The organism is Paenibacillus sp. FSL R5-0527, from assembly GCF_038008055.1.
In the GTDB taxonomy this organism is placed as follows: domain Bacteria; phylum Bacillota; class Bacilli; order Paenibacillales; family Paenibacillaceae; genus Fontibacillus; species Fontibacillus macerans.
Genome location: NZ_JBBOYI010000001.1, coordinates 6,381,606 through 6,406,222, shown reverse-complemented (window position 1 = coordinate 6,406,222; position 24,617 = coordinate 6,381,606). Strand labels below are relative to the sequence as shown.

Sequence of the window (24,617 nt, the reverse complement as noted above, 5' to 3'; positions counted from 1 at the left end):
CCGTTTCGAGGTGTCACAAATCGACGCCAGATGAGGTGGGGTCTAAAGGGGGTGTCTAAAGGGGGCGTGCCTTGGTGTCCCTACCTTGGTGTCCCTGCCTGCTGCCTGCCTTTGCACGATTATCCCTTTCGTCCAGGGAGGCAGGGTTTGGGGGCTAAAGCAAAGGTTCCAAAAAAAGAGAAGAAAAAATCAAAAAAGATGAGGAAAAAATGAGGCGGTTCAGATGAGATTTTCGGCTTGATAAGGGAACGCATGTTTGGTATAATGGAATAAATGGAACTTATGTTCGTGTATTCTTGATTCGGGAGGTAAGCGGATATGGAAGTCAATGCGGGAACGGAACTTCAACCATTCAGCAGCCGTTTTAACAGTGAGCAGGACTGCATGGAGGCGCTGATCGCGATGAAGTGGCCAAACGGCTTCGTCTGCCCGCGCTGCGCTCACACCCGGTGCAGCCGTCTGACTTCCCGGCATATCCCCTTGTTCGAGTGCGGAAAGTGCAAGCATCAAACATCGCCTTTGGTCGGTACGATTTTTGAAGGAACGCATCTCCCCCTGGTGAAGTGGTTTCAGGCGCTGGAGTTGTTCCTGCTCCCTGACGGCATCTCGGCGACGCGGCTGCGCCAGGTGATCCGGGTCGCCTACAAGACCGCGTGGTCGATGCTGCAAAAAATACGTCATGCCGTGGGGGAGTACGATGCCCGGGAACTGCTCTCCGGAGACGTGAAGGTGAACAGCGATCAGTATGGGCGTAATCCGTCCCGGTGTCAGCTTTCGCATCCGTACGCCTCGGCGGTCGTAGCGGGATGCACGGTCACGGAGTCGGGCGAGCCGGAGCAGGTCAAAATCCGCCTGGTGCCGTATAAGCGGGGAGGCGAAAAAAGGGCAGACCGTCACGATCTAACCGCGTTTATTGGCGGGCATGTGGATGTCCGTACATCGACGGTGCAGTCCTTCCCTCAGGCCTTTCGGCTGTACACTCCCTTGCGGAAAGTGGTGAGAGAGGCGTGGAAATCGCTGAAGAGTACGTATGGAGCCTTGGGACTGAAGCATCTGCAGGCGTACCTGAACGAATACACCGTACGCCGCCGTCTGCGCCTGCAAGGAGGACTGCCCGAAGCGGAAGAAACGATGCGGCAGAAGTTGCTACAGATGTGTGTGGCGATTCCGGCAATCTCTTACCGCCGGCTGATCGCGCGCCAACCGAATCAGCCCCTTGCGGCTGCGGCCTGATCGTGGTGCTTGAAAAGATGGGGGAGTTTGATGCAGATCAACTTAATGGGTCCTTGATCTCCAGTCTTGTTCTCCTTTCTTGATCTCTTGTCCGGTCTGTTTCACCTTCCCAAAACCTGATTCCTTTCCTAAGCCCGATTAAATTGTCTTGAACCGATCTGCTTCTCCACCCAATATTTTCTTCTCCCAAGCTTGTTTATTTCTCTGTTACCTGATCAAATGGGATAATCGTGCAAAGCACCCGGACAGCGAATGTTGATTTGCCGTAGAAGCTCGTCACACTCGCTTTATCAAACGAAGCAGTGTTTTGCTATTTTGCAAGCCGCCTAACTTAATTTTTGAAAACCTTCAGTTCAAGGACTGGTTTAGAACGAATCAGGGTCATTGGTGTCCGTTAGACCCTCCTGCGCATCTAAGGTATGGGAGTGCACGACAAAGGACTTCGCCAGCGGCGAGGGTTTTCTTAATGCAATTTATTCTTGAAGGCCGTTGACTCTCCTCTTGGAGGAGGCTTTATGCTGTAAATGAGCCGGCAAATGCGAGATTCGGATAGGAGGGGAGAATCAAATGCCGTATACCGTCAAAGAAGTTTCGGCCTTATCCGGCGTAACGGTTAAAACGCTGCATCATTACCATAAAATCGGCTTGCTCCTGCCGTGTGAGATCAGCGAGGCGGGATACCGGCTGTACGGCATGAAGGAGCTGGAGCGCTTGCAGCAAATTTTGCTCTACCGCGAGCTGGACTTGCCGCTGGCGCGGATCAAACTGCTGCTGGAGGGAGAGCCGGACCGCGCGGCGATTTTGTCGGAGCAAAAAGCGCTGCTGCATGAGCGCAAGCAAAGGTTGGAGACGATGATTCAAACGCTGGAGAAATCGATCCGCGCTGCGGAGAAAGGAGAAACTATGAACGGTCAGGATATGTTCAAAGGGTTTGCGAGCGAGGAAGAATGGAAGGAGGCGCTGCGGGAGCAGGATCGTCATTTGCAGCAAAATTATGGAGTCCGGCTGGTGGACGACGGCCCGATCGATGTCCCGCAAATGAACGAGCAGGCGGCCGAAGCGGCCGCGTTCATGAACCGGATGGCCCAAGCTCTGCGGGAAAACGCAAGCCACCTGGACGATTCGATTCAAAGTTTGATCGCAGGGCATCTGGCTTTTTTAAATGAGCACGGGCATACGGTGACGGCGGCCGATTTTGCGGGCCAAACCAAGTTTTTCCTAAGCGACGAGTTCCACCGGAATATGCTGGAGAATCAGCAGACCGGGCTGGCGTATTATCTATACGCCGCGGCGGAAGCTTTTGCTTCGCGGCAGTAACGATAGTTGATTCACAATCTCAATTGCTCTTTGGCCCCAGCCAAAGGGCTTTTTACATTCCGCGGGATTATTTTGCCCGGGACTTATGGTAGAATCAGGGTACTACGGCTTAGAACAGGCCGGTTTGGGAAAGGAGACGAATGTATGCTGAGAATGTTCCAATACAACTGGCAGGTCAGGGACGAATGGTTTGCCTGGTGCGAAGATCTGCCGGAGGAGGAGCTGCTGCGGAAGCGGGTTGGCGGCGTCGGAAGCATTCTGGAAACGCTGTTTCATATCGCCGACGTGGAATGGAGCTGGATTCGCGTGATTCAGGGGAAGCCGGATTTTCAGGAGCCGTTTGAGCAGTATAATACTTTGGCAAAAGCAAAAGCATTGTCGGCCGAGTTTCATAAGGAAGTGGCGGACTTTCTCGACACGTGGACGGACGATATGGAGGGGCTCCCGGTCACCGATGGAACCCGCCATTTCACCGCCGGGGAAATCCTCCGGCACGTCATCGCCCACGAAATTCACCATATTGGCCAGCTGTCGGTGTGGTCCCGCGAGTTGGGACGGGCTCCCGTTTCCGCCAACTTTATCGAGCGCGGCATCGTGTAGACGCATTTTTTTGCAAAAAGGGCATTCTATCCTTATATCCCAATTTTGGCTGCCCCAAGGAGGAACAACGTTTGCGACAAAACATTCAGGTGCCCTTTGGATATGAACCTCCGGCCCCTAGCCGGAAAGGCACGGTCATTTTTTACGATTCCTTTATGCGCATTGCGGATGAGGACTTGGAATTTGCGGCCGCGGAGGCGGCCCGCCGGGCGTTTGCCAAGCTGGTGCTGTACCCGCTGCATGAGCTCACCGTGAAGCGGATGTCGAACGAGCAGGCCGGCCCGTTTTACCAAAGAGAGGATCGGCTGCATGCGTGGAAGCGGGAGCGCGGCGCCGCGGATGTGGAGGTACTGGTGGAAGGCTGGGAGGGGAAGCGGAAGAAATATACGCCGGCGGATACCGCGCTTCGGTATTTGATGGAAAAATATCCGGCTCCTTATTTTTTGTACATGACGCCGGACATGGCGAACCGGTTTGCGGGGTTTTCTTCGTTTGAGGAATGGATCGTCAAACTGAGATTATTGTTGTCGGATAACCTTGCCGTCCCGCATCCCAAGCTAGAGAAATACAGGCACCGCTGGGATGTCGCGGGCCAAACCGAAGCGGTGCCGGAGCGGCCGGCGGGCCATAATGGAATAGGAGGGGGAAGAGGATGAAAACGATATGCGTATATGCGGGCTCAAGGTTTGGCAAGGATGAACGGTATCGCGGCGCGGCCGAGCAGCTTGGGCGCTATTTGGCCGAGCACGGCTTCCGCCTCGTTTACGGGGGCTCCAAGCACGGGCTGATGGGCGCCGTGGCCGATGCCGCGCTGGCCGGCGGCGGCGAAGTCATCGGCGTGATGCCTACCGGTTTAATTCACGGCGAAGCGGCCCATCCCGGCTTGACGGAGTTCATTGAAGTCAAGGATATGCACGCCCGCAAAGCGAAGATGAGCGAGCTGGCGGACGGATTTATCGCGCTGCCGGGAGGCTTCGGCACGCTGGAGGAGCTGTTTGAGGCGCTCTGCTGGCTGCAGATCGGAATCCACCGCAAGCCGATAGGCGTGCTGAACGCGGCCGGTTATTACGATCCGCTGCTTGGGCTGGTGGAATCCTGCATCGATGCGGGTTTTGTCAATGAAGGCCACTTGTCGCTGATCAATATGGCCGAGGACCCGGGCGAGCTGATCACCCGAATGCAAAATTTTGTGCCGGCGATCGCCGAGACCAAGTGGAGGCAGGAATGATGACAGGTTACCGGGGCATGGTCGTAATTTTGCTGCTCGTTCTGCTCGTTACCGGGTGCGCCGGCCGTTCGGGGACGCCCGGCGGCGGTTCGCCGTCAGGCGCCGCAGGCGGGACGAACGGGCAATCTTCCGCCGGGGGCGGCGGGGCGAATGTGCAGCCGCCGGCGGACGGATCGGGCGGGGCGGGGAACGCCGCCGGCTCCGGCGAATCCGAACCGGCGCCCGCCGATCCCGTCCGCGATCAGCTCGGCAAGCTGAGCACCGACGAGAAAATCGGCCAGTTGGTGCTTGTCGGCATGGACGGCACCGAGATCGGTCAAAACGCCCGCGATTTGATCGAAAAGGAACATGTCGGCGGATTTATTTTTTACAAGGACAATATCCAGGATAAAGATCAGGCGCTCGCGTTGTTTAACGCGCTCAAAGCGGCGAACCGGGACCAGCCTGTCCCGCTGTTTCTGAGCGTTGATGAAGAGGGCGGGCGCGTCAGCCGGATGCCCGGGGAGTTTGTGAAGCTGCCGGCGATGCGCGCGATTGGCGATACCGGCAGCGAGGAGCTGGCCGGGCAAATCGGCGGAGTCATCGGCAAGGAGCTGTCCGGATTCGGCCTGAACCTCGATTTTGCGCCGGTGCTCGACGTCAACAGCAATCCCGACAACCCGGTCATCGGGGACCGCGCGTTTGGCGAGAAGCCGGACATCGTCAGCAAGATGGGCATTGCCGTCATGAACGGGATTCGGGAGCAAGACGTCATCCCGGTCGTGAAGCATTTCCCCGGCCACGGCGATACGGCGGTCGATTCCCACCTGGGCTTGCCGGTGGTGGAGCATGACCTGAACCGGCTGCGCAAGCTGGAGCTGGTTCCGTTCGCGCGCGCGATCAAGGGAGGCGCGGACGTCGTCATGATCGCCCATCTGCTGCTGCCGAAGCTGGACCCCGACCATCCGGCTTCTTTCTCCGAAGCGGTCATTCACGGTTTGCTGCGGGAGGAGCTCCAGTTCGAAGGGACGATTATTTCCGACGATATGACGATGGGCGCGATCGTCAAAAACTACGACATCGGCGAGGCGGCGGTGCAGTTCCTGCTGGCCGGCGGCAATATCGTGCTCGTCGGGCACGATTACGATCAAGAGAAAGCGGTGATTCAAGCGATTCGCGAAGCCGTGGCTGCGGGAAAAATATCCGGCGAAGTGCTGGACGACCGCGTATACAACGTACTGAAGCTGAAAGCGAAATACGCGCTGAACGCAAAGCCGGCATCCGGTCCGGACGTAAAGGCGATCAACCGGGAAATCCGCTCGCTGCTGGAGGAGAACGGGCTTAAACAGCCGCTTGATCCGGGTGATATTGATACCGGGTTAAATCGATCCGGCCGTGCGGCAGTATCTCAACGTCCTCCGCTTCCAGATTCCAGACCTGCTCCTGGAAGGACTCCTCGTCCTGCAGGGCAATCTGCCCCTGCCCATTGACGACGCGGTGCCAGGGAAGCCCGTGCTTGCGGCTCATGCTGTGCAAAATCCGCACGACCTGCCGCGCGGCCCGCGGGCTTCCGGCGCAAGCGGCGATCTGGCCGTACGTCATCACCTTTCCGGGCGGGATGGCGGCGATAACTTCAATCACTTTGGCTGTAAACGGCTGCATGATGCATACTCTCCTTCACATCGTATTCATTGTTTATTTTTTGGAAGGCTTGAGGTGGTTCGTATGGAATCTATTTTATACTCCGAAAGGCTGATCTTGAAAGAGCTTGGCGCGCCGGATGCGGAAGCCGTCCTCGATTATTTGTTCCGGAACAGGGAGGTGCTCGCGCCCTGGGAGAGAACAAAAGAACCCGGATACTACACACTGGAATACCAGCGCGAACTGCTTCATCAGGAGTCGGCGAAAATACGGAGCGGCGACCTGTGCAAGTGGTGGATTTTTCGGAAAGAGGAGCCGGAGCGGGTCATGGGTTCGGTTGCTTTGAGCAATATTGTGCGGGGCGCTTTCCAATCCTGTCATTTGGGATATGGGCTGGACGGGCAAGATCACGGGAAGGGGTATATGACGGAAGCGGTGCGCCGGGTGACGGAATACGCTTTTGCCGAGTCGGGGCTTTATCTGCACCGGATCGAAGCCAACATCATTCCGCGCAATCGGGCCTCCCTGCGGGTCGCCGAGAAATGCGGCTTTTACGATGAGGGTTTGGCTTACAAATATTTGTACATCAACGGGGTGTGGGAAGATCACATCCATATGGTGCTCAGAAACGAAGCGATGGAATAGGCGCCCGCCGGCTCCGTCTCCCGGCCCCGCCTCCCGCCAGGCCTCGATACGCCGTAACAATTTGCGCGCCCGCATCGTTTATTGATTATGCAAACCAAGCAGGAGGTGCGTAAATGCGGCAGACTTTCAAAGAACTGGGATACCCCGTCAAATTGTACTTGTATATCGCCTTATTCGCCGCGAGCGTGATCGGCATGAGATATGTCGTTGACACGCAGCTGCCCGGAGGAGGGCGTCCTCCCTACCTGTTTCTAATCTGGAACACGTTTTTGGCCTGGATTCCGCTGGCGCTGGCGATTGCGCTTGATTTGATCAGCCTGATTCCGTCCCGTCCGGCCAGATGGGGGCTTATGCTGCCGGCCGGTTTGATCTGGCTGTTTTTTTACCCGAACGCGGCTTATTTAATCACCGACATGCTGCATCCCTTCAACCGGTATCCGATCCCGGAAACCGGAAAATTTTGGCTCGACATGTCATTTTGGGACCATCTGTTTACCTTGTTTTTTGTCGCGCTGCTCGGTTTGGCGCTCGCTTCCGTTTCCCTTGCCTCGGTCCACCAGTTGGTCCGGAAAGCCTGGGGCGCCGCCGCCGGGTGGATGTTTGCAATCGCGGTACTGCTGCTAAGCAGCTTCGGCATTTATTTGGGCCGTTTTATCCGCTGGAACAGCTGGGATTTGCTGAAATCCCCCATGTATGTGGTGCGGGAGACGGCGGCTTACTTCGCCGATGCGGGAAATGTTTCGCATGCGCTGGCGTTCTGCAAGTGGATATTTATCATAACGTTGTTTTGTTATGTCGTATTGTACGGGGCCGGGGCGATGCGAAAGCGGGTGGGGGAACTTTGAGCGGCATCAGGCAAAGGCTGCGGGAGCGGTTTCCGGTGCTGGAGAGCGACAGGCTTGTCTTGCGCAAGCTGGAGCTCCGTGACGCTGACGCTTTATACGACTGCATCACCGATCCGGCCGTCCGCAGGCATGCGGCGATCCGTCCGGACAAACTGCAGTTTCCGGAGCGCTTGTTCCGTTATTTCGAAGAGTCTTACCGCAGTTTGCGGGATCTTCATTTTGCGGTGGAATACAAACGGGAAGGGCGGTTCATCGGGCTGTGTTCCCTGCAATACTTAAGTTTGGACGGCCAAAAAGCGCGGATCGGCTATATGCTGTCGCCGGCTTATTGGAACCGGGGGCTGGCAACCGAGGCGGCACAGACCGTGCTGGGCTTTGGGTTCGAAACGTTGGGACTGGCCAGCATCGAGGCCCGCTGCAGCAGCGGCAACCCGGCGTCGGCACGCGTGCTGCAAAAATGCGGTATGCGCTGTGAAGCGCAGATTCCGCCCGCCGGAGGGCGGGAGGGGCAGGGGGAAGACTTGCTGCTGTATATCGCCGAGCGTAATCCCCTTCTTTAGCAAAAGGAACGATATTTGTTACACAAATGAAATATAGCTGTGATCAAACCCTAATAGAAAGAGGGTACACTTATTACATGACCCCCTTTTGAATATATATTTTCTCTTTTGGAATCCGGTGCATATGGCGCGGATTCTCTTTTTTTGGCCGGATAAGTTACAGCGGCACGGACACCTTTTGTTTGTTTTTGAAATACACCCACTCGCGGAAGCCGATGTCCCTAAGACGCGCGGCAACATCGTCCCATTCGTCGGCGACGCGCTGAGGGATGTGGGCATCCGATCCGAATGTGACATCCACGCCAAAATGCAGCGCGCGTTCGAGAATGGCGTCCGCAGGATACCAGCCGCCGCTCAGCTTGGTTTTTCCCGAGGTGTTGATCTCGATGGCCACCCCGCTTTCCGCGATCGTTTTGAGCGTATCGTCGATCGCCTCCGCGGCGGGAATGTCCGAAAACGCCGGATAGTTGCCCTTCATGGCGTCGATATGCCCGAGAACTTGGAACATTCCGCTTTGCGCCGATTGCCGGATCAAATCGTAATAGGCTTCTTTCGTAGCGATTTTTTCCTGCGGGCTCAGGCCTTTCCAACGGTTTTTGTTGAAAATGCTGACCTCGCCGACGCTGTGTACCGAGCCGATCACATAATCGAACGGATACTGGTTTAGTGTATTCCGATAAACTTCGGCATGTTCCGGGAAGAAATCGGATTCGATCCCGAGCAGAACGTCGATTTTGCCCTCGTATTCCTTTTTCAACTTCAGCACTTCGTCGACGTAGCCGGCGAACTCCTTTTTGCCCATGGAGATCCGGGGAAACGGTCTGTCTTCCGGACTGCCGAAATACGGGGTATGGTCGCTGATGCCGATCACGGCCAAGCCGGCGGCGATGCCGGCCTCGATATAATCCCGGATATTGCCGTCGGCATGTCCGCAGCGGAAATGGTGCGTATGAAGGTCGAACTTCATGATTCTGTCGGCTCCTTTCAGTTAGGGACTGCCGGTTATTCGGAACTGATGAAATGCGTTTCCGGCATGCCCTTCAGGTCTCCGAGAAACTGCTGCATCGCCGAATTGACGTACCGGCTGGATTTATAGATGACCCCGACCGGGTGAGTGACCTCCAGCTCGGGGATCGGGACGATCTTTAGGGAACCCTGCTTCAGCTCCCGCAAAATCGACTGCTTGGAAATAATCGCCGCCCCCAAATTGATCTCCACCATCCGTTTGACTTCTTCGCTGCTGGACAGCTCCATCACGATATGGGGTTCGATGTCGTGTCGCTTGAACACCTCGTCGATAAACCGCCGTCCTACAGTGTCGGGAGAGAGCATAATCAGCGGAACCTCCCGAAGCGAATCCAGCGAAGGGTTGGGAAGGCTGGCCAGAGGGTGCAGCGGCGAAACGACCAGCTCGAACGTATCGTAGTAAAGCACCGAAGACAACACCTGCGGGTTGTTTTCGATCAAATAACCGATCCCGATATCGACGAGCCCTTGCTCCACGTTTTGATAAATCAGGCTGGACGGCATGGACTGGATGGTCGTTTTGATCAGGGGAAACTGGTCTTGAAAATAGGACAAAATACGCGGCAGGATCTGGATGGCGATCGACGTCGTGGTCCCGAGTACGATATGGCCTTGCGGCGTGTGCTCCATATCGGACAGCTTCTGCTTGAGCTCCTCGACAATATCCAGTATCCGTTCCGCCTGCTCAAGAAATACCTGCCCCCGGTCGGTCAGCGTAACGGGTTGATTGCGGTCGACCAGCACGGTCCGGAACTCGTCCTCGAGGCTTTTGATCTGCGCGGACACGGCGGGCTGGGTCAGGTTTAGCAGTTCGCCGGCTTTGCGGAAGCTTTTGGTTTTGGAAATGGTGATCAACGTTTCCAACTGGCTGATATTCAACAGCATACCTCCTTTCCCGTAGGTTTGTTTTCCCTATAGAGGCTTCCTTTTGATTTTATTAATTATAGGTGATTTTCCTGAAGTAAATCAATGATCGGCCGCCTTGGGACCTGAAGCATCCTCCGTTATTATGTGCTATTCGACGCAAATCTTCGATTTTTAATGACTTATGAATAGGAATAAAGTATAATTAGCAATAACTAAAAGCTGGGTCTTTTGTATTGAATAAGTTATTCTCCTAGTGAAAAGGGGCGCATAATTTTGAAAGCAGAAGTGATAAATCCTTTTCTTGAATCAGCGCGTTCAGTCATTGAACAGGTCGTTCAAGTTTCTCCTTCAACTGGGAGCATGGGCGTCAAAGATGTGGTCCCCGTACAGGACCATATCTGGATTCAGATCGGCATGACCGGCCATTTCAGCGGTATGGTTGTGTTCGGCCTGAAGGAAAACGTCGCCCTCCGGATCGTATCGGCGATGATGGGCGGATTTGTGCTTACGGAAATGGACGAGATGGGGCAAAGCGCGATTTCGGAGCTGGGAAATATGATCAGCGGAAATGCCAGCACGCTGTTGTCCAACCAGGGTTTTGCGGTAGATATTACGCCCCCGCAGGTGATCAAGACGGAAACGGCAGGCGGATTCCTGCCGCGCAAAGCGCTGTGCATACCGCTGCTGATGGACGGCATCGGCGAACTGGACATTCAGGTGATGATCTCTTAAGATAGGATCATCCTGGTTTGAAGGGATGAATGACCATGTCTTTGAACAATCGGATCGTTGTCGTTACCGGCGCATCCAGCGGCATCGGCGCGCTGTCGGCGCAAATGCTATCGGAGCGGGGAGCCGTCGTCGTGCTTGCGGCACGTTCGCCGGACAAGCTGAAACAGGTCGGATCGCGCATGAAGGGGCCGTATCGGCTGCTTGAAATGGATGTGGGCGACGATGCTTCGACGCGATCGGGATTTGAGCGGGTGTTATCCGAGTACGGGCGGGTGGACGTCCTGGTGAACAATGCCGGGTACGGCAAGTTCGAATACTTCGATCAAATGCCTTTGCCCGAATTTGCGGAAATGATGAACGTAAATTACATAGGAATGGTGCGCTGCGTCAAAGCCGTTTTGCCGTACATGAAATCGGCGCGCTCCGGCACGATCGTGAACGTGGCATCGCTGGCGGGCAAAATCGGCACCGCCAAATCGACGGCTTACACCGCCACCAAACACGCCGTGGTCGGCTTCAGCAGCGCGTTGCGCCAGGAGCTTCGGCCATACGGCATCAAGGTGTCGACAATTAACCCGGGGCCGATCGATACGCCGTTTTTTGACCTTGCCGATCCGAACGGGGACTACGTACGCAACGTCAAATGGTTCATGCTGAAACCGGAGAAAGTGGCGAAAGCGATCGTCTCCGCCGCGGAGAAGGGCCGCACGGAAATCAACCTTCCCTGGATCGCCGGGGTGGGGACGAAATGGTACCAGATGTTCCCCGGCTTGGCCGATCGGATCAGCTACCGGATGCTGAATAAGAAGTGACCATGACCTGCCTGTGAGGGCGGGTTTTTGTGTATATGAAAAGCGCCCGATTAAGCGGTTATGATTGCAGAGTTACGGAATTTGCAGAAGTTGCGGAAGTTGCGGAAGTTGCAGAATTTGCAGAAGTTGCGGAAGCTGCGGAGATTGCCGGAAACTGCAGAAACTGCAGAAACTGCGCAAGATACGGAAGGCGTGGAAGGCCCAGAAACTGTGGAAGTTGCAGAAACTGCAGAAGTTGCGGAGGTTAAGGAAGCTGCAGAAGCTGCAGAGACTGCAGAAACTGCAGAAACTGCGGAAGCTGCAGAAACTGCAGAAACTGCGGAAGCTGCGGACTGTGGACGCTACCGAAAACGCAGCCATAGCGGTAAAAAAGGGCGTTATTTTTGGCGAGCAAGATAGCTGGGGCAAAATAAAGGATTTTTTTACCGCTATTCTTAGCCAAAGGAGAGGAAAAGGCCGACTTTCCGAAGGATTGCTGCAAAATAGGAGCAAAAATTTCCGCTATTTGGCGAACAACAAGGTGAATTTACAGAATAAGGCCATAATTTACCGCTATTTTTCCGGGACATCGTAAGACGCATAAAAAAACATTGAAAAACAAGAAATATTTGGTACAATCTAACTACAGTTCCTTACATAAATAAACATATTTAGGATTAATCGATTTTGAATGCGCTTACGCGCTTACATCAGCTTTGTTTTTAAGGAACTGTATATCCTGTTATGGAGGTGAGTAAAGCACGCCCCAAAATTCAAACGTTTGCACAAGGTGTTTGGCGCTAAATGAGGCTAGGGATCAATATTGATCAAAATTCAAACGTTTGCACAAAGTGGAAATACATCAGGATAAGCCCAAATCGATGCTTGCGAACCTAAATTATGAAGGAGGATCTTGCAGTGAATAAGAGAGTTCGGAAAATAACGGCCCTGTTCGTTGCCGCCATGTTTTTTGCGACATCTTTTTTTATCCATCCGCTGCCTTCCGCACAAGCTGATTCGGCTGCTTCAACAACAACATCCGCCGGACAACCGGCTGCCCTCTTTAATCTGGCAAACCCGGAGGTGATTGCCGGCGGCGCGGGTACAATCGGTGTTCCGGAAGATTCCGGCAAGAACCCGACGTTCAATTGGGATAACGCCAACGTGTATTTTGTCTTAACCGACCGCTTCAAGGACGGGGATCCAAGCAACAATAATTCGTACGGAAGACCTTCCCGGGATGCGGCCGGCAAAAATATTGGAACTTTCCATGGCGGAGATTTGAAAGGGCTTACACAAAAACTGAAAGAGGGGTACTTTACGGACTTAGGCGTCAATGCTATCTGGATTTCGGCTCCCTATGAGCAGATTCACGGGTTTGTCGGCGGAGGCAATGGCGGCGATTTTGCCCATTACGGCTATCATGGCTATTACGCCCTCGACTTCACGATGATCGACCGCAACATGGGGACTATCGAGGACATGCGTGAATTTGTGGACACGGCACATGCCCAAGGCATCCGGGTTGTGCTTGACATCGTGATGAACCATCCCGGCTACAACACGCTAAAGGATATGGAGGAGTACGGCTTCGGCAGTAAAACGGTCGGCGCAGACTGGGCTCCGGGCAATGGGCAAACCTGGCACAGCTATCACGATTACATTAACTATAACGACGCTTCCGCCTGGTCAAAATGGTGGAATACCTGGGTACGTGCCGGCATTGCCGGTTATGACCCTGGTGGTTCGAACGATCTTACGCAACTTGTCGGCAACTTGCCGGACTTCCGCACGAATGTGACAAACAACATCGGGCTGGCTCCGCTTTTGCAAGCGAAATGGGCTAAGGAAACGGCGGGCTACGAGCAGTGGATCGTTCCGGCGGCGGTACCTTTAAGAAAAGATCTTGGCGTCGCTCCGGCGGATTACCTCGTCAAATGGCTTGCCGCCTGGGTTGAAGAGTTCGGGATCGACGGATTTCGGGCCGACACGGCCAAGCATGTGGAACTAAACCGCTGGAAGCAACTGAAAAATGAGGCCAGCGCGGCTTTGCACAGATGGAGGCAGAACAATCCTGACAAACCGGGCGCGGCTTGGACCGAAGATTTCTGGATGACCGGGGAAGTCTGGGGACACGGCGTCGGCAAAAGCGAGTATTTCAACTACGGATTCGATTCGGTCATCAATTTCAGCTTCCAGGATTCCAACATCAATTCCCTCGAGAGCATCTATGCCGATTACGCCGCAAAGTTAAATGCCGATCCGAACTTCAACGTGCTCAGCTACATTTCTTCGCACGACACCCGGCTGTATGACCGGGGACGGCTGACCCAGGCCGGAACGGCGCTGCTTCTGCTGCCGGGCGGCGTGCAAACTTTCTACGGCGACGAAACCGCCAGACCTTTTGGGGAGACCGGTTCCGACCCGCAACAGGGGACGCGTTCAGCGATGAATTGGGACAACATCAACCAGAACGTATTGTCCCATTGGCAAAAAGTCGGCCAATTCCGGAACAAACATATTGCGGTCGGAGCGGGCCGGCACGTCAAAATCGCCGACAGCCCGTATACGTTCAGCCGGACGTACGCCAAGGACGGGATCGAGGACAAGGTTGTCGTGGCTATCAACGCCTCCGGTTCTACTGCGGTCAACGTATCGCCCGTGTTCCCGGACGGAACGCTCGTTCGAGACGCTTACACCGGAAACGAGGCGGTCGTCAGCGGCGGTACAGCGACTTTCACGGCGGGAGCCAACGGACTGATCCTAATCGAACAGATCGGGGAATCCCCGCTGCCGCTGTTGTTCGCCGATCCTGCGGGAGGAAACTTTAAGACGGACACGCTCACGATTAAGCTGCAAGTGAGGAAGGCGGACAGCGGAAAATACACGCTGGACGGCAGCGATCCGCAGGGAGGGATTGCCTTCACCGACGGGACGGAGATCGCAATTGGCGAAAATATGGAGTTCAACGATAAGCTAACCTTGAGAATGCATGCCGTAAATGAAGATGGTGTTTCCACACAGCAGTATATTTTTACGAAAAAAGATCCGCATGCCGGGTTGAGCGTTCATTTCAAAAAGCCCGCTGACTGGGGAACGCCTCGCCTGTATTTCTATGAAACTTCGCCTAAGGTGGCCGAGCCTGCTTGGGCGGAAGCTCCAGTCATGACGAGGGGGACGGGAGACTGGTATTCCTATACGATTGATGGCGTGGATAACGCTACGGTTATATTCAGGGATGACAAAGGACGACAAAATCCAGGACAGAACCAACCCGGCTTCCCGTTGGCCGCAGACGGCTGGTATGATGGACGGTGGCATGATTCGAATCCGGACGGTCAGGGGGATACGGAAGCGCCGACGGCTCCGACCGGCCTCCGCGCGATCGCGGTAACGGATCGGACGGTAAGCCTCGCCTGGGCCGCTGCAACCGATAATGTCGGTGTGGCCGCCTATGATATTTTCCGGGGAACAGAGAAAATCGGAAGCACGGAGGCAACCGCGTATACGGATACGGTCCTCTCGCCTGAAACCGCTTACATTTATTCTGTCAAGGCGCGCGATGCCGCGGGCAATGTATCCGCGCCAAGCGATCCGCTGGAAGTAACGACCGAACCGGCGGGAACCGGCGGCAATCAGGTCACTGTATATTACAAGCGCGGCTTCAACACGCCGTACATGCACTACCGCCCGGAAGGCGGCGAATGGACAGCCGTACCGGGCGTGCGAATGGAATCGTCCGAAGCAGCGGGCTACAGCAAGCTGACGGTCGATATCGGAACGGCGCAAAGGCTGGAGGCCGCCTTCAACAACGGCAATAATCAGTGGGACAGCAACAATCAGCGGAACTACTTCTTCGGGGTAGGCACCTGGACGTATTCCGGGAATGGCAAGATAACCGCGGGCGCGCCCAACCCGAGTGCTGGCAATCAAGTGACCGTTTACTATAAGGAAGGCTTCAACACGCCGTACATGCACTACCGTCCGGAAGGCGGCGAATGGACAGCCGTACCGGGCGTGCGAATGGAATCGTCCGAAGCAGCGGGCTATAGCAAGCTGACGGTTGACATCGGAACGGCGCAAAGGCTGGAAGCTTGCTTTAGCAATGGCAGCGGGCACTGGGACAGCAACAACGGTAAAAATTACTTTTTTGGGATAGGGACATGGACTTTCAGCAGCTATGGCAATATACGGGAGGGTGCGCCGACCGTCCCTGCGTCTGCCGAGGAAGCGGCGGGTTCCGCCGGCTTGGAGCCCAATCAAAATCAGACCGGGCTGGAATCACCGCCTCCGGATATTTTACCGGATTCGGAGCCAGCGTCCGAAATCGAGCCAGCGTCCGAAATCGAGCCGGCGCCGGTCGTTCCCGAGCCGCCCGCTTTTGAAGCGGGACCGGAAACATTGTCAATCTTAAGTGATGCCAAGCCCGGCGGCGTACTCCATGCTGGCGTACTCCATGTTGGCGTACTCCATGCTGGTGTACAGCATGCTGGCGTAATTCATGTCGGCGACCCATGGGTAAGCCGTTTGTCCGCCTAGACAACCGAAGATCGAGCGAAAAATGCCCCTTTGCCATGAGCCGATCATGGCAAGGGGGTTTTTCTTGGAATGGCGGGGCGAATTAGCTGAATCAAATGCAAAAATGCATTTCATTTTTCGTAAATCACCATTTTCGAGCGAATGAAATGCAAAAATACATCTGTTTTGGGTTTTTTTATAAAAAAGCATCTTTTGCCCGGAAATGAAATGCACTTTTGCATTCGACAGACCATTTCGGGAGGTTTTGACAAGATTCGCCTGCACTTTTGCATTTCATAGAAATTAGCTTAGGACGCAGACCCGGATTTGGCATAATCCCTGGTTTGGTGCAACCCGTATTTCGCATAAGTCCGGAATCGCACAAGCCCAGATATTACATATTACACTATTCCTGATATCGCACTATTCCAGATTTCGCACTATTCCAGATTTCGTGCTATTCCAGATTTCGTGCTATTCCAGATATCATACATATTTCCTAATATCGCACATATCGCACATATTTCCAGATTTCGCATAATCCCGGACCACCAGCATCCTTATATCGAAAGAAAAACCGCCGCCTAACGCGCTCTGTCCACCTGAAATGTACCGCGATCGACGTTTTTCATACGTGATTTATTTGTTGTGACCGCCGTATATCGCATATAATGAAAATATTAACATTCTAAGCAATGATCAAGAGTGGTTAACGATAAATGAAAAAGGATGAATGGATATGACAAATACGACGTTTGCCGGGCTTGGAATCGGAGAACTGTTGTCCGCGAAGCTGATGGACTACGGCATTACGGAACCATCGCCGGTACAGGCGGAATGCATTCCCGCGGCGCTGGAAGGACGCGATGTGCTTGCGCAGTCGCAGACGGGCACCGGCAAAACGCTGGCTTATTTGCTGCCGATCCTGCAGTCCATCGATCCGGGGGCAAAAACGCTGCAGGCCCTGATCCTTGCGCCAACGCAGGAACTGGCCATGCAAATTTTGCGGGAGGCGGAGAAATACGGGGAAGCGCTCGGGATTTTGTCCCAGGCGCTGATCGGCGGAGCCTCCGTGAAAAGACAGCTGGAGCGGCTGAAGCAGCATCCCCAGCTTGTGGTCGGAACGCCAGGGCGGATCCGGGAGATCCTGGCCCTTCGCAAACTGAAGCTGCACGCGCTTAAAACCGTGGTTGTGGACGAAGCCGACCAAATGTTCAAGCTCGGGGGCGCCGCCGATGTGGAACATATTTTGCGCGCGACCCTGCGCGACCGGCAGCTGATGTTCCTGTCCGCGACGATCACCCCGGACATCCGGGCCCTGGCGGCCAAAGAGATGAACAACCCGGTGGAAATCGGAATCGAACCGGAACAGCGGACATCCAAAAGCCTGGAGCATATTTATTTCGTCTGCGAACCGCGCGACAAAATCGACACGCTGCGCCGCATCGTCAGGCATTTCGATCCGGCCCGGGCGATCGTGTTCATCAACCACACCGACCAGATCGCCGAAGTGGAAGGCAAAATGAACTACGTCGGCCTTAGCGCCGGCGCTTTGTACGGCGATGCGGACAAAGCGGCGCGCAGCCTTACGCTGCGGCGATTCCGCGAGGGCAAAATCCGCCTGCTTGTGGCCAGCGACGTAGCCGCCAGAGGCCTGGACATCGAGGATCTCGCCCTGGTCGTGAATCTGGACCCGCCGATCGACGCCGAACATTATGTACACCGCGCCGGACGCACGGGGCGGATGGGCAAGCGCGGCCTGGCCGTCTCGATCGTCTCGCCGCAGGAAGAGTTCATCATGCGCAAGTTTTCCCGCGAGCTGGGCATTGAAATCGAGCCGAAGACGCTGTATCAGGGCGAAGTGCTGGGGCTGGAGGAGCAGTCGCCGGCCGGGAGACGCCGCCATCCGTCCGGGGGCAAAAAGGCGGGGGTGAGCGCTGTCCGCCGCCACGCGGCGGAAGGGCCCGGCGCTGCGTCCGGCGGCCGCTATCCCGCCGAAGGAGGGCGCAGGGGCAAAACCGCCGGGCGGGTGCTGCCGGAACGAGACGATCGCGGAAGCGCGGAGCGTTCGTCAGCGGGGAAATCCGGCTTCGGCAGCCTGCCCGTATCCGGGCGCAAGGCCGCAGCCCCCGCTTTGGGCGGGGCGGCCGGCGGGGGAGCGCGCAAGATGAATCCGGCGGGCGAGCGGAAGAAAGAGCGCCAGGAGGACCGTAAGAACAAAGGCGCGCCGCGGTGGCTGAAAAACAAAAAGCCGCACGGTTAAAGCGAATTTTATGAACCGATGAGTAAGATAGCGCAGTGAGCTTATCCAAGCTCCGCGTTTCTTTGTTGGGAGGAGTTCTGAATTGAGTGAAATGCCCGTACTGCAAGTCGAGGAGCTAAGCGGGGGATACAGCCTGGGCCGTCCGGTGCTCCATGACGTCAGCTTTGAGGTGGGGCCGGGCGAAATGGTGGGGCTGATCGGCCTGAACGGCGCCGGCAAAAGCACGACGATGAAACATATTCTTGGGCTGATGGCGCCGCACCGGGGCGGCATTTACGTCACCGGAAAGACGCGGGAAGAGGCGCCGGAAGCATACCAGTCCTCGCTTGCGTTTGTGCCGGAATCCCCGCTGCTGTATGAAGAATTGACCGTGAGGGAGCACCTGGAATTCACCGCCAGGGCTTACGGGGTCGGCCCCGAGGATTACCAAGACAGGGCGGAACGGCTGCTGAAGCTGTTCCGCATGGAGGAGAAGGCGGACAGCCTGTCGATGCATCTCTCCAAAGGCATGAAGCAGAAGGTGATGATTATGTGCGCCTTCGTCGCCCGTCCGCCGCTGTACATCATCGATGAGCCTTTTCTCGGGCTGGACCCGCTGGGAATCCGCTCGCTGCTCGACTTCATGCTGGAGATGAAGGAGAGCGGGTCGTCGATTTTACTGAGCTCGCACATCCTGTCGACCATCGAGAATTATTGCGACCGTTTTATCGTTTTGCATCGCGGGAAGGTGATCGCGCAAGGAACGCTAGCCGAAATCGGGGAGCAGGCCCAAATGCCGGGAGCCGCGCTGGAATCGATTTTTTACGCTTTAGTGAAGGACGGAGCGTAGCCTATGGAACTTCGAGCGCTGCGGAGCCGGCGCAAAGCGGCGTTTTGGGGCAAGGTGCTCCCGTATTTGCCTTATGTGTTCCAAAGCGGTGTCGCCGTGCTGCTGCTCCTGCTGATCATTGCTTTTTCCGCCTGGTATACGGCTTTTTTGCAAAATCTTCCCCCCGGTCTGCCGGTTTCCTGGATCATGCTGCTTTTGCTGGGCCCGTTGACGGTTTATTCCGGGTTCCGGACTTATGTTGAGCCGGCGGACGTAATTTTCCTGCTGCCGCAGGAGACGCGGATGAAGGAATATTTGTCCCCCGCCTTTCGCAGCGGTATTATTTATAAGCTGATCGGGTTGTATATCGTGCTGCTGCTCGTTTGGCCGCTTTACATACGAAGCTCCGCAATCGTACAGCCGCTGTGGCTGATGATGCTCATCCTGCTGCTGCTTAAAGCGCTAAGCGCTTACGGCGCATGGCAGGAGCTGCGCATTACGACGGCGCGGGCCCGAACGGGCTACCGCCTGCTGCGCTGGTGCTTCATCCTGCTGATGGTCGCGGCTTGGCTGTGGCAGCCCGCCTGGAAAAGCGCGTTGTTTACGCTGCTCGTCGGCCTGAACTATGCGCTCGTGCTGCGTTTTCCGATGAAGCATGCCGTGCCCTGGGACAACCTGATCGCGGCGGAAAAATCGAACGAAGCCAAGGTGCTGCTGCTGCTCGGCTGGTTCGTGGATGTTCCGGCGGAAGGGCAAAAGGTAATCCGGCGCCGCTGGTTGTCCGCGGCCGGCAACCGCACGCCCTGGACGCCTGCGGCTGCTTACCGCTACCTGCTGATCAAAACCTTCGTCCGCAGCGAGCTGCTGGGCATGTTGATCCGGCTGACGCTGCTCGGCCTCTTGCTTGTCGGCTGGAACGGGCGGACCTGGCTGGGCGCGGTGTTGTACCTGCTGTTCGTATTTCTGACGGGAACCCAGCTGGCTTCCCTGCGCCATGCGCACCGCGATTCCCCGGCGGCTTCCTTTTATCCGCTTCCGCCGGGGGCCAGAAAGGCCGCCGCGCTGCGCATCACCTCGCGCCTGCTGTTTGCGCTGGCCGTACTGCTTTGGCTGCCGATGGTCCTGTCTCCCGGCGGAGACGCGGCGCTCACGTTCGGCAGCCTTGCCGCCGGCCTGGCGTTTGCCTGGGCGCTCCGCAGTATTTGGTCCCGCAAATGGCGGGAAGAAGAGCTGGACGAATAAAGTTTGAAGCAAAATGGCCCGCACTCCTGCCGAGCAGGAATACGGGCCATGATTCATAAGATGATCTAAACGTAAAAATGACTATTTCGATTGCAGGTCCTGAACGCCTTGGTAGATCAAATCAAACAGTTCCTCCAGATTTTCCTCGGAGATGCAGGAGAACGCAATGCGCAGGTCGGTTTCGCCGAGCGCGATCGTGCCGACGCCGTATTGGTGAATCAAATGCTGGCGCAGCGCCTCCGCCGAAACGGTCTTCAGCTTCAGGCACATGAAATAACCGGAGTTAAACGGGTAATATTCCCAAACGTCCCCGTACTTGCCGCTGTCCAGCAGCGCTTTGACCTTGTTGGCGCGGCCTTTCATCGCCTTGAATTTCTCCGCCTTCTGCGCTTCGAACTCCGGCGACTGCAGCGCCTTCAGCACGAATGTCTGCGACGGATGCGGCCCGCTGGAAATGGTGGCGCGGATGATGCCGAGCGCCTTTTGCTCCAGGGCGGCGAGCAGCGCTTCGTCGTCCGCCGCGAATGTGATGAACCCGACGCGGAAGCCCCACACATATTCCTCTTTGGTCGCCCCGTCGATCTTCACCGGCAAAATCCGCGGATGCAGGCCGGCCAGCTTGCCGAACAGCGATTCCGTAAGCGAGTCCTCGAAGAACAAGCCGAAATAAGCGTCATCGGTGACGACGACCACGTTAATCCCGGCTTCCGCGGCGGCCTGAATCGCGTCCACAATCTCCCCGCCTTCCTTTGCGCCCGGCGTATATCCGGTCGGGTTGTTCGGGAAGTTCAGGATGACGATCGCTTTACCCTTGTCCTTTTGGGCGAGCAGGGCTTCTTTCAAGCCGGCGCTGTTAAACGTCATCTCATCGGTAAACAAGGGGAAGTTGACGATCCGGGCATGACGGCGGATGCCGAAAGTCAGCTCGTAGTTCTCCCAATTTTTATCCGGAAAAATAACCGCGTCGCCCTCGTCCGCAAACAGGTCGGCGACGATGCTGAGCCCGTGGGTCAGCGCGTTCGTCGCGATCGGATTGCCGAAGCTTTTGCCCGCAAGCGACGGGTTCTCCTGCAGCATTTTGGCCCGCCAAACTTTGCGCAGCTCCGGTTTGCCCGCCGGCGGCGCGTAAGGGTACAAATCCTGCGGCTTATAAGCGGACAACGTATCCTGGATCGCCGCCAGGTGCATCGGTCCCCCGCTTTCCGTAGCGATGCCGATCGTGGCGTTATATTTTTTCGCTTGGGCTGAAGCTTCGGCGGACTGGCTCAAAATGCCTTCCTTCGGAAAATAAATTTCTTTGCCCAGCCCCGACAGCATGTCATACACGTGGCTGTTCCCCGATTTGATGTTCTCGTTTAACTGCTCCGCAAGTGGGTTCATCACATTCATCCTTCCGATCCGTTTAATAATTTAGGGCAGTACCGTCTTAAACTGCCTAACATTATATCATTTCGGTCAGATCGAGTCACGATCTAAAACCGCCGCACCGGTCTATTTTTCGCGGTGAAACGGGCAGTATTTTTTCATATGCTCGATCGTTTCCGCGTCCAGCTCGCCGCCCCGCTGCCGCAGCCCTTCGACCACGGCGTCAAACTTCGCTTCGCTCTGATTTTGCCCGAATTTGAATTTGGCGGTCATCGTCTCCGGGACGATCCGGCATAGCGCCACCGCCTTGAGCTGCCCCGCATATTTGGGATCAGCCGGATCGATCGGCTTGTAGCCGCCTTCGGGCTGGAGCTTTTCCATAAACAAGGTGAACGCATCCGCCTTTTCCCGGGCGTCTTCGACCTTTTCCACTCTTCCGCGGACCATCACGCTTTTAAAAAAGGCGGAAGCCGGACAAGCCAGCAGCGGGTCGGTAAAATAAGACGGAATAATTGCATACTCCTTCGCCACGGTGAAGCTGACCCGCGGATCGCGGGCAAGCTGCTTCATTTTTTCCCCGGCCAGGCTGCCGTGAAAATAAAAGAACCGTCCGTCGTATACAAAATTCAGCGGAGTCACCCGGCTCCAGCCGTCTTCGCCGACGGTGCCGAGAAAGCCATAGCTCATCTCCCGCAAAAACGCTTGGACTTCCGTTTCATCCTGCATTGCAAATTCTTTTCTGCGCATATGTTTCGCTCCCTGCTTGTTTTGACATTCAGCATACGCCGTAAATTGACATTAAAAAAGAACCAATTTAGATTTAAATTAGTAGGCCAATTTAAGCGTAAAGGAACCAGTAGACTGCTCCTGAATGAAATAAGGCGAACGTTGGTGACGACAGCTTCGACTTGTATGGAGGCTAACGGGCATGAGCGCCCTTATTTGCCTGAAAAGACGACGGTTTGATTTCTAACGGACAAGGGAGTCGCTATTTGCCGGGTAAAGGCCAGATATGTCAACGGCGTTGCATTAACGCCTGCACAAAATTTCTCGCACACTTTGCCCGCTATTTCATTTGAGATCACGCCAGAAATCTAGCTATGATGAACGTAAACAAAAGACAGCCCTCCATATTGCTACATCTCGTAGGTTAAAATGGATAGTGAAAACCAAACCATTTCAGAGCTACATAGCAAAGGAGAGCTGATACTATGCAGTCTACCACAAAATTCGTCGGTTTAGATGTATCCAAAGAAAAAATTTCGGTTGCTATTGCAGATGCAAGCGGTGAAACTCCTCGCTATTACGGGAGCATTCCTCACACTCCGGCGGCGCTGCGCAAGCTGATCAAAGAACTGGGACCGGCCGAAACGCTATCGTTTTGTTATGAGGCAGGTCCGACAGGTTACGAAACCTATCGCTGGATCACCTCCATGGGAGCCCATTGCGTTGTCATTGCTCCGTCGCTTATTCCCAAACGCCCTGGTGATCACGTGAAGACGGATCGACGGGACGCCGAGCAGCTTGCCCGTCTGTTTCGTGCAGGAGAATTGACTCCTGTCTACGTCCCGGAGCGGGAAGACGAGGCTTTGCGGGAGTTGGTTCGCGCCCGGGAGGCCGCCAAAGAGGACGCGCATCGGGCACGCCAGCGGATATTGAAGTTCCTGCTCCGCCATCAAATCGAACCGCCGGCTACGATAAAGCGTCGTTGGACCCGGAAGTACCGTTCCTGGCTGGAGCAACTGACATTCCCTTATGAGCCCATGCAAGTAGCCTTCGACGAGATGCTCCATACCTTAAATGAGATCGAGCAGCGGATGGGGCGTTTGGAAAAAGCCTTGGTTCAGCAAGCCACGGTCGGCTCCAAGGCAACTCTGATTCGGGTGCTTCAGTCCCTGCGTGGGATTGGACTACTGACGGCCGTCACTCTAGCTGCTGAGATCGGTTCATTTACTCGCTTCCGCTCCCCGGCCCAACTCATGGCGTATTTAGGGTTGGTTCCTCGTGAGAGTTCAACCGGCCTGAGTACTCGGCGCGGAAGTATGACCAAAGCCGGTAACGGGCGCTTGCGCCGATCCTTGGTGGAATCCGCCTGGAGCTACCGTCATCGGCCTGCGGTGAAAGGAGATCTCGCCAAGCGTTTGGATGGCATGCCGGCCGATATACAACTGTTGTCGTGGAAAGCGCAAGAAAGATTGCATTACAAATACCGTCATCTCATTTTTGGAAAGAACAAACACAAAAATGTGGCCGTAGGCGCGGTGGCCAGGGAGCTAACCGGGTTCATATGGGCTGTTGCTCGAACGGTGGAACAACCGGTGGCTAACTAACGCCCCTTCCGTCCCCTTTGGGGAGACGCAGGGAGCGTTGCCCCCTGCACCCCCACACTCGCCGTGAGGCGTTCCTCATTTCCAATGAGGAATAGGAAAAGTGTTGATTTGAACCTAACCGCTTGTCAAGAAAAGCGCTTGACAAGCTCACGCCTGAGCACGAGGCCCGGGAGCAAACGAAGGTTCCGGGAGAGAATTTGCGTCAACCGTTTGCACTAGGTGAGTAACTGAACGTGCGCTTCTAGCTTGCAAGAGCTCTCCTTGACGAAGGCATAACATGTGGTACCAACCCACGGATAGCAGCGTGCCGACCGTCGCTCGCATTTTTGCTCTCGCGCCACGTGCTCAGGCACCTCTCACACGGAGGGCTTGACAAAAACGTTCATAGCAACGGTTGTATTAGTCGCTATTTTGCCAAAAAAGCCCCTTTCTAAATTTTAACGGTTGTGAGCGCGGTTATCTGCTCAAATCTGAGTCCAAATCGCCGGGTTTTAGCTAAATAAGCGCTACGGCAACCGTTAGAATTTGAAAACGGCGATATTGGAGCAAATAGCGGCTGTGGCAACCGTTAAAATGTAGTGGCGAGAAAATGTTAGTTCAATTAGAGAAATCCGCGAGTGGGCAGCG

At 55.4% G+C, this 24,617-nt stretch carries 21 protein-coding genes and 1 pseudogene; 17 read left to right on the top strand and 5 right to left on the bottom strand.

The annotated features are described in order from the left end of the window. Positions 1-318 precede the first annotated feature (318 nt). The 6 genes and pseudogenes from NYE69_RS28815 to nagZ all read left to right on the top strand — a co-directional run. Complete coding sequence (locus tag NYE69_RS28815; RefSeq protein WP_340929362.1) at positions 319-1,233, top strand: IS1595 family transposase; 915 nt, start codon at positions 319-321, stop codon at positions 1,231-1,233. 567 nt (positions 1,234-1,800) lie between these two features. Further along, entirely contained in the window at positions 1,801-2,550 is a 750-nt protein-coding gene (locus NYE69_RS28810; RefSeq protein ID WP_340929360.1) for a MerR family transcriptional regulator, read from the top strand. Positions 2,551-2,694: 144 nt separating this feature from the next. Continuing rightward, a complete protein-coding gene (locus NYE69_RS28805) occupies positions 2,695-3,150 on the top strand; it encodes a DinB family protein (RefSeq protein ID WP_340929358.1) in 456 nt (151 codons plus the stop codon). Between the two features lie 71 nt (positions 3,151-3,221). After that, positions 3,222-3,806 (top strand): hypothetical protein, encoded by a 585-nt coding sequence (locus NYE69_RS28800; RefSeq protein WP_340929355.1) that lies wholly within the window; start codon positions 3,222-3,224, stop codon positions 3,804-3,806. Next, positions 3,803-4,378: an LOG family protein gene (locus NYE69_RS28795; protein ID WP_036620270.1), complete on the top strand. Its 576-nt coding sequence runs from the start codon at positions 3,803-3,805 to the stop codon at positions 4,376-4,378. Before NYE69_RS28800 ends, NYE69_RS28795 begins: the two co-directional genes overlap by 4 nt. Further along, positions 4,375-5,592: pseudogene (gene nagZ / locus NYE69_RS28790) on the top strand (beta-N-acetylhexosaminidase); the annotation flags it as partial. The gene NYE69_RS28795 and the pseudogene nagZ, both read left to right, overlap by 4 nt. Positions 5,593-5,698: 106 nt before the next feature. Here nagZ and NYE69_RS28785 read toward each other — a convergent pair. Then, positions 5,699-6,019 (bottom strand): MGMT family protein, encoded by a 321-nt coding sequence (locus NYE69_RS28785; RefSeq protein WP_340929353.1) that lies wholly within the window; start codon positions 6,017-6,019, stop codon positions 5,699-5,701. A gap of 63 nt (positions 6,020-6,082) precedes the next feature. Between NYE69_RS28785 and NYE69_RS28780 the strand changes: the two genes are divergently transcribed. The 3 genes from NYE69_RS28780 (at position 6,083) to NYE69_RS28770 (ending at position 8,048) form a co-directional block, all read left to right on the top strand. Next, on the top strand, positions 6,083-6,643 hold the full coding sequence (locus tag NYE69_RS28780) for a GNAT family N-acetyltransferase (protein ID WP_340929351.1): 561 nt from the start codon (positions 6,083-6,085) through the stop codon (positions 6,641-6,643). 113 nt (positions 6,644-6,756) lie between these two features. Beyond that, complete coding sequence (locus tag NYE69_RS28775; RefSeq protein WP_340929349.1) at positions 6,757-7,488, top strand: DUF1361 domain-containing protein; 732 nt, start codon at positions 6,757-6,759, stop codon at positions 7,486-7,488. Beyond that, complete coding sequence (locus tag NYE69_RS28770) at positions 7,485-8,048, top strand: GNAT family N-acetyltransferase (protein ID WP_340929347.1); 564 nt, start codon at positions 7,485-7,487, stop codon at positions 8,046-8,048. Before NYE69_RS28775 ends, NYE69_RS28770 begins: the two co-directional genes overlap by 4 nt. Positions 8,049-8,205: 157 nt before the next feature. On the opposite strand, the gene NYE69_RS28765 is transcribed toward NYE69_RS28770, so the two are convergent. Both NYE69_RS28765 and NYE69_RS28760 read right to left on the bottom strand, forming a co-directional pair. Further along, positions 8,206-9,015, bottom strand: coding sequence for a histidinol-phosphatase (locus NYE69_RS28765; protein ID WP_340929345.1), 810 nt, complete (start codon positions 9,013-9,015; stop codon positions 8,206-8,208). Between the two features lie 35 nt (positions 9,016-9,050). After that, the gene (locus NYE69_RS28760; RefSeq protein WP_036620284.1) at positions 9,051-9,953 is read right to left on the bottom strand and encodes a LysR family transcriptional regulator; all 903 of its coding nucleotides are present in this window, start codon (positions 9,951-9,953) and stop codon (positions 9,051-9,053) included. Positions 9,954-10,214: 261 nt separating this feature from the next. Between NYE69_RS28760 and NYE69_RS28755 the strand changes: the two genes are divergently transcribed. The 7 genes from NYE69_RS28755 to NYE69_RS28720 all read left to right on the top strand — a co-directional run bounded on the left by NYE69_RS28755 (position 10,215) and on the right by NYE69_RS28720 (position 20,295). Continuing rightward, complete coding sequence (locus NYE69_RS28755; RefSeq protein WP_340929343.1) at positions 10,215-10,673, top strand: chemotaxis protein CheX; 459 nt, start codon at positions 10,215-10,217, stop codon at positions 10,671-10,673. A 35-nt stretch (positions 10,674-10,708) separates the two neighbouring features. Next, positions 10,709-11,485 (top strand): SDR family NAD(P)-dependent oxidoreductase, encoded by a 777-nt coding sequence (locus tag NYE69_RS28750; RefSeq protein WP_340929341.1) that lies wholly within the window; start codon positions 10,709-10,711, stop codon positions 11,483-11,485. A 108-nt stretch (positions 11,486-11,593) separates the two neighbouring features. Next, positions 11,594-11,884, top strand: coding sequence for a hypothetical protein (locus tag NYE69_RS28745; protein ID WP_340929338.1), 291 nt, complete (start codon positions 11,594-11,596; stop codon positions 11,882-11,884). 498 nt (positions 11,885-12,382) lie between these two features. After that, positions 12,383-16,003 carry a carbohydrate binding domain-containing protein gene (locus tag NYE69_RS33825; protein ID WP_445744797.1) on the top strand — a complete coding sequence of 1,207 codons (3,621 nt, stop codon included), beginning with the start codon at positions 12,383-12,385 and terminating at the stop codon, positions 16,001-16,003. A 718-nt stretch (positions 16,004-16,721) separates the two neighbouring features. Then, the gene (locus tag NYE69_RS28730; RefSeq protein ID WP_340929336.1) at positions 16,722-18,245 is read left to right on the top strand and encodes a DEAD/DEAH box helicase; all 1,524 of its coding nucleotides are present in this window, start codon (positions 16,722-16,724) and stop codon (positions 18,243-18,245) included. A gap of 82 nt (positions 18,246-18,327) precedes the next feature. Continuing rightward, positions 18,328-19,074 carry an ABC transporter ATP-binding protein gene (locus tag NYE69_RS28725; RefSeq protein ID WP_036620296.1) on the top strand — a complete coding sequence of 249 codons (747 nt, stop codon included), beginning with the start codon at positions 18,328-18,330 and terminating at the stop codon, positions 19,072-19,074. 3 nt (positions 19,075-19,077) lie between these two features. Next, positions 19,078-20,295 carry an ABC transporter permease gene (locus NYE69_RS28720; RefSeq protein WP_340929333.1) on the top strand — a complete coding sequence of 406 codons (1,218 nt, stop codon included), beginning with the start codon at positions 19,078-19,080 and terminating at the stop codon, positions 20,293-20,295. Between the two features lie 81 nt (positions 20,296-20,376). On the opposite strand, the gene NYE69_RS28715 is transcribed toward NYE69_RS28720, so the two are convergent. Together NYE69_RS28715 and NYE69_RS28710 are read right to left on the bottom strand one after the other, a co-directional pair. Continuing rightward, a complete protein-coding gene (locus tag NYE69_RS28715; RefSeq protein WP_340929331.1) occupies positions 20,377-21,675 on the bottom strand; it encodes an aminotransferase class I/II-fold pyridoxal phosphate-dependent enzyme in 1,299 nt (432 codons plus the stop codon). Between the two features lie 111 nt (positions 21,676-21,786). Continuing rightward, positions 21,787-22,407, bottom strand: a complete 621-nt coding sequence (locus NYE69_RS28710; protein ID WP_340929330.1) for a pyridoxamine 5'-phosphate oxidase family protein — start codon at positions 22,405-22,407, stop codon at positions 21,787-21,789. A gap of 464 nt (positions 22,408-22,871) precedes the next feature. On the opposite strand from NYE69_RS28710, the gene NYE69_RS28705 reads away from it, so the two are divergent. Continuing rightward, positions 22,872-23,990, top strand: a complete 1,119-nt coding sequence (locus NYE69_RS28705) for an IS110 family transposase (RefSeq protein ID WP_036623922.1) — start codon at positions 22,872-22,874, stop codon at positions 23,988-23,990. The last annotated feature ends 627 nt before the right edge of the window (positions 23,991-24,617 follow it).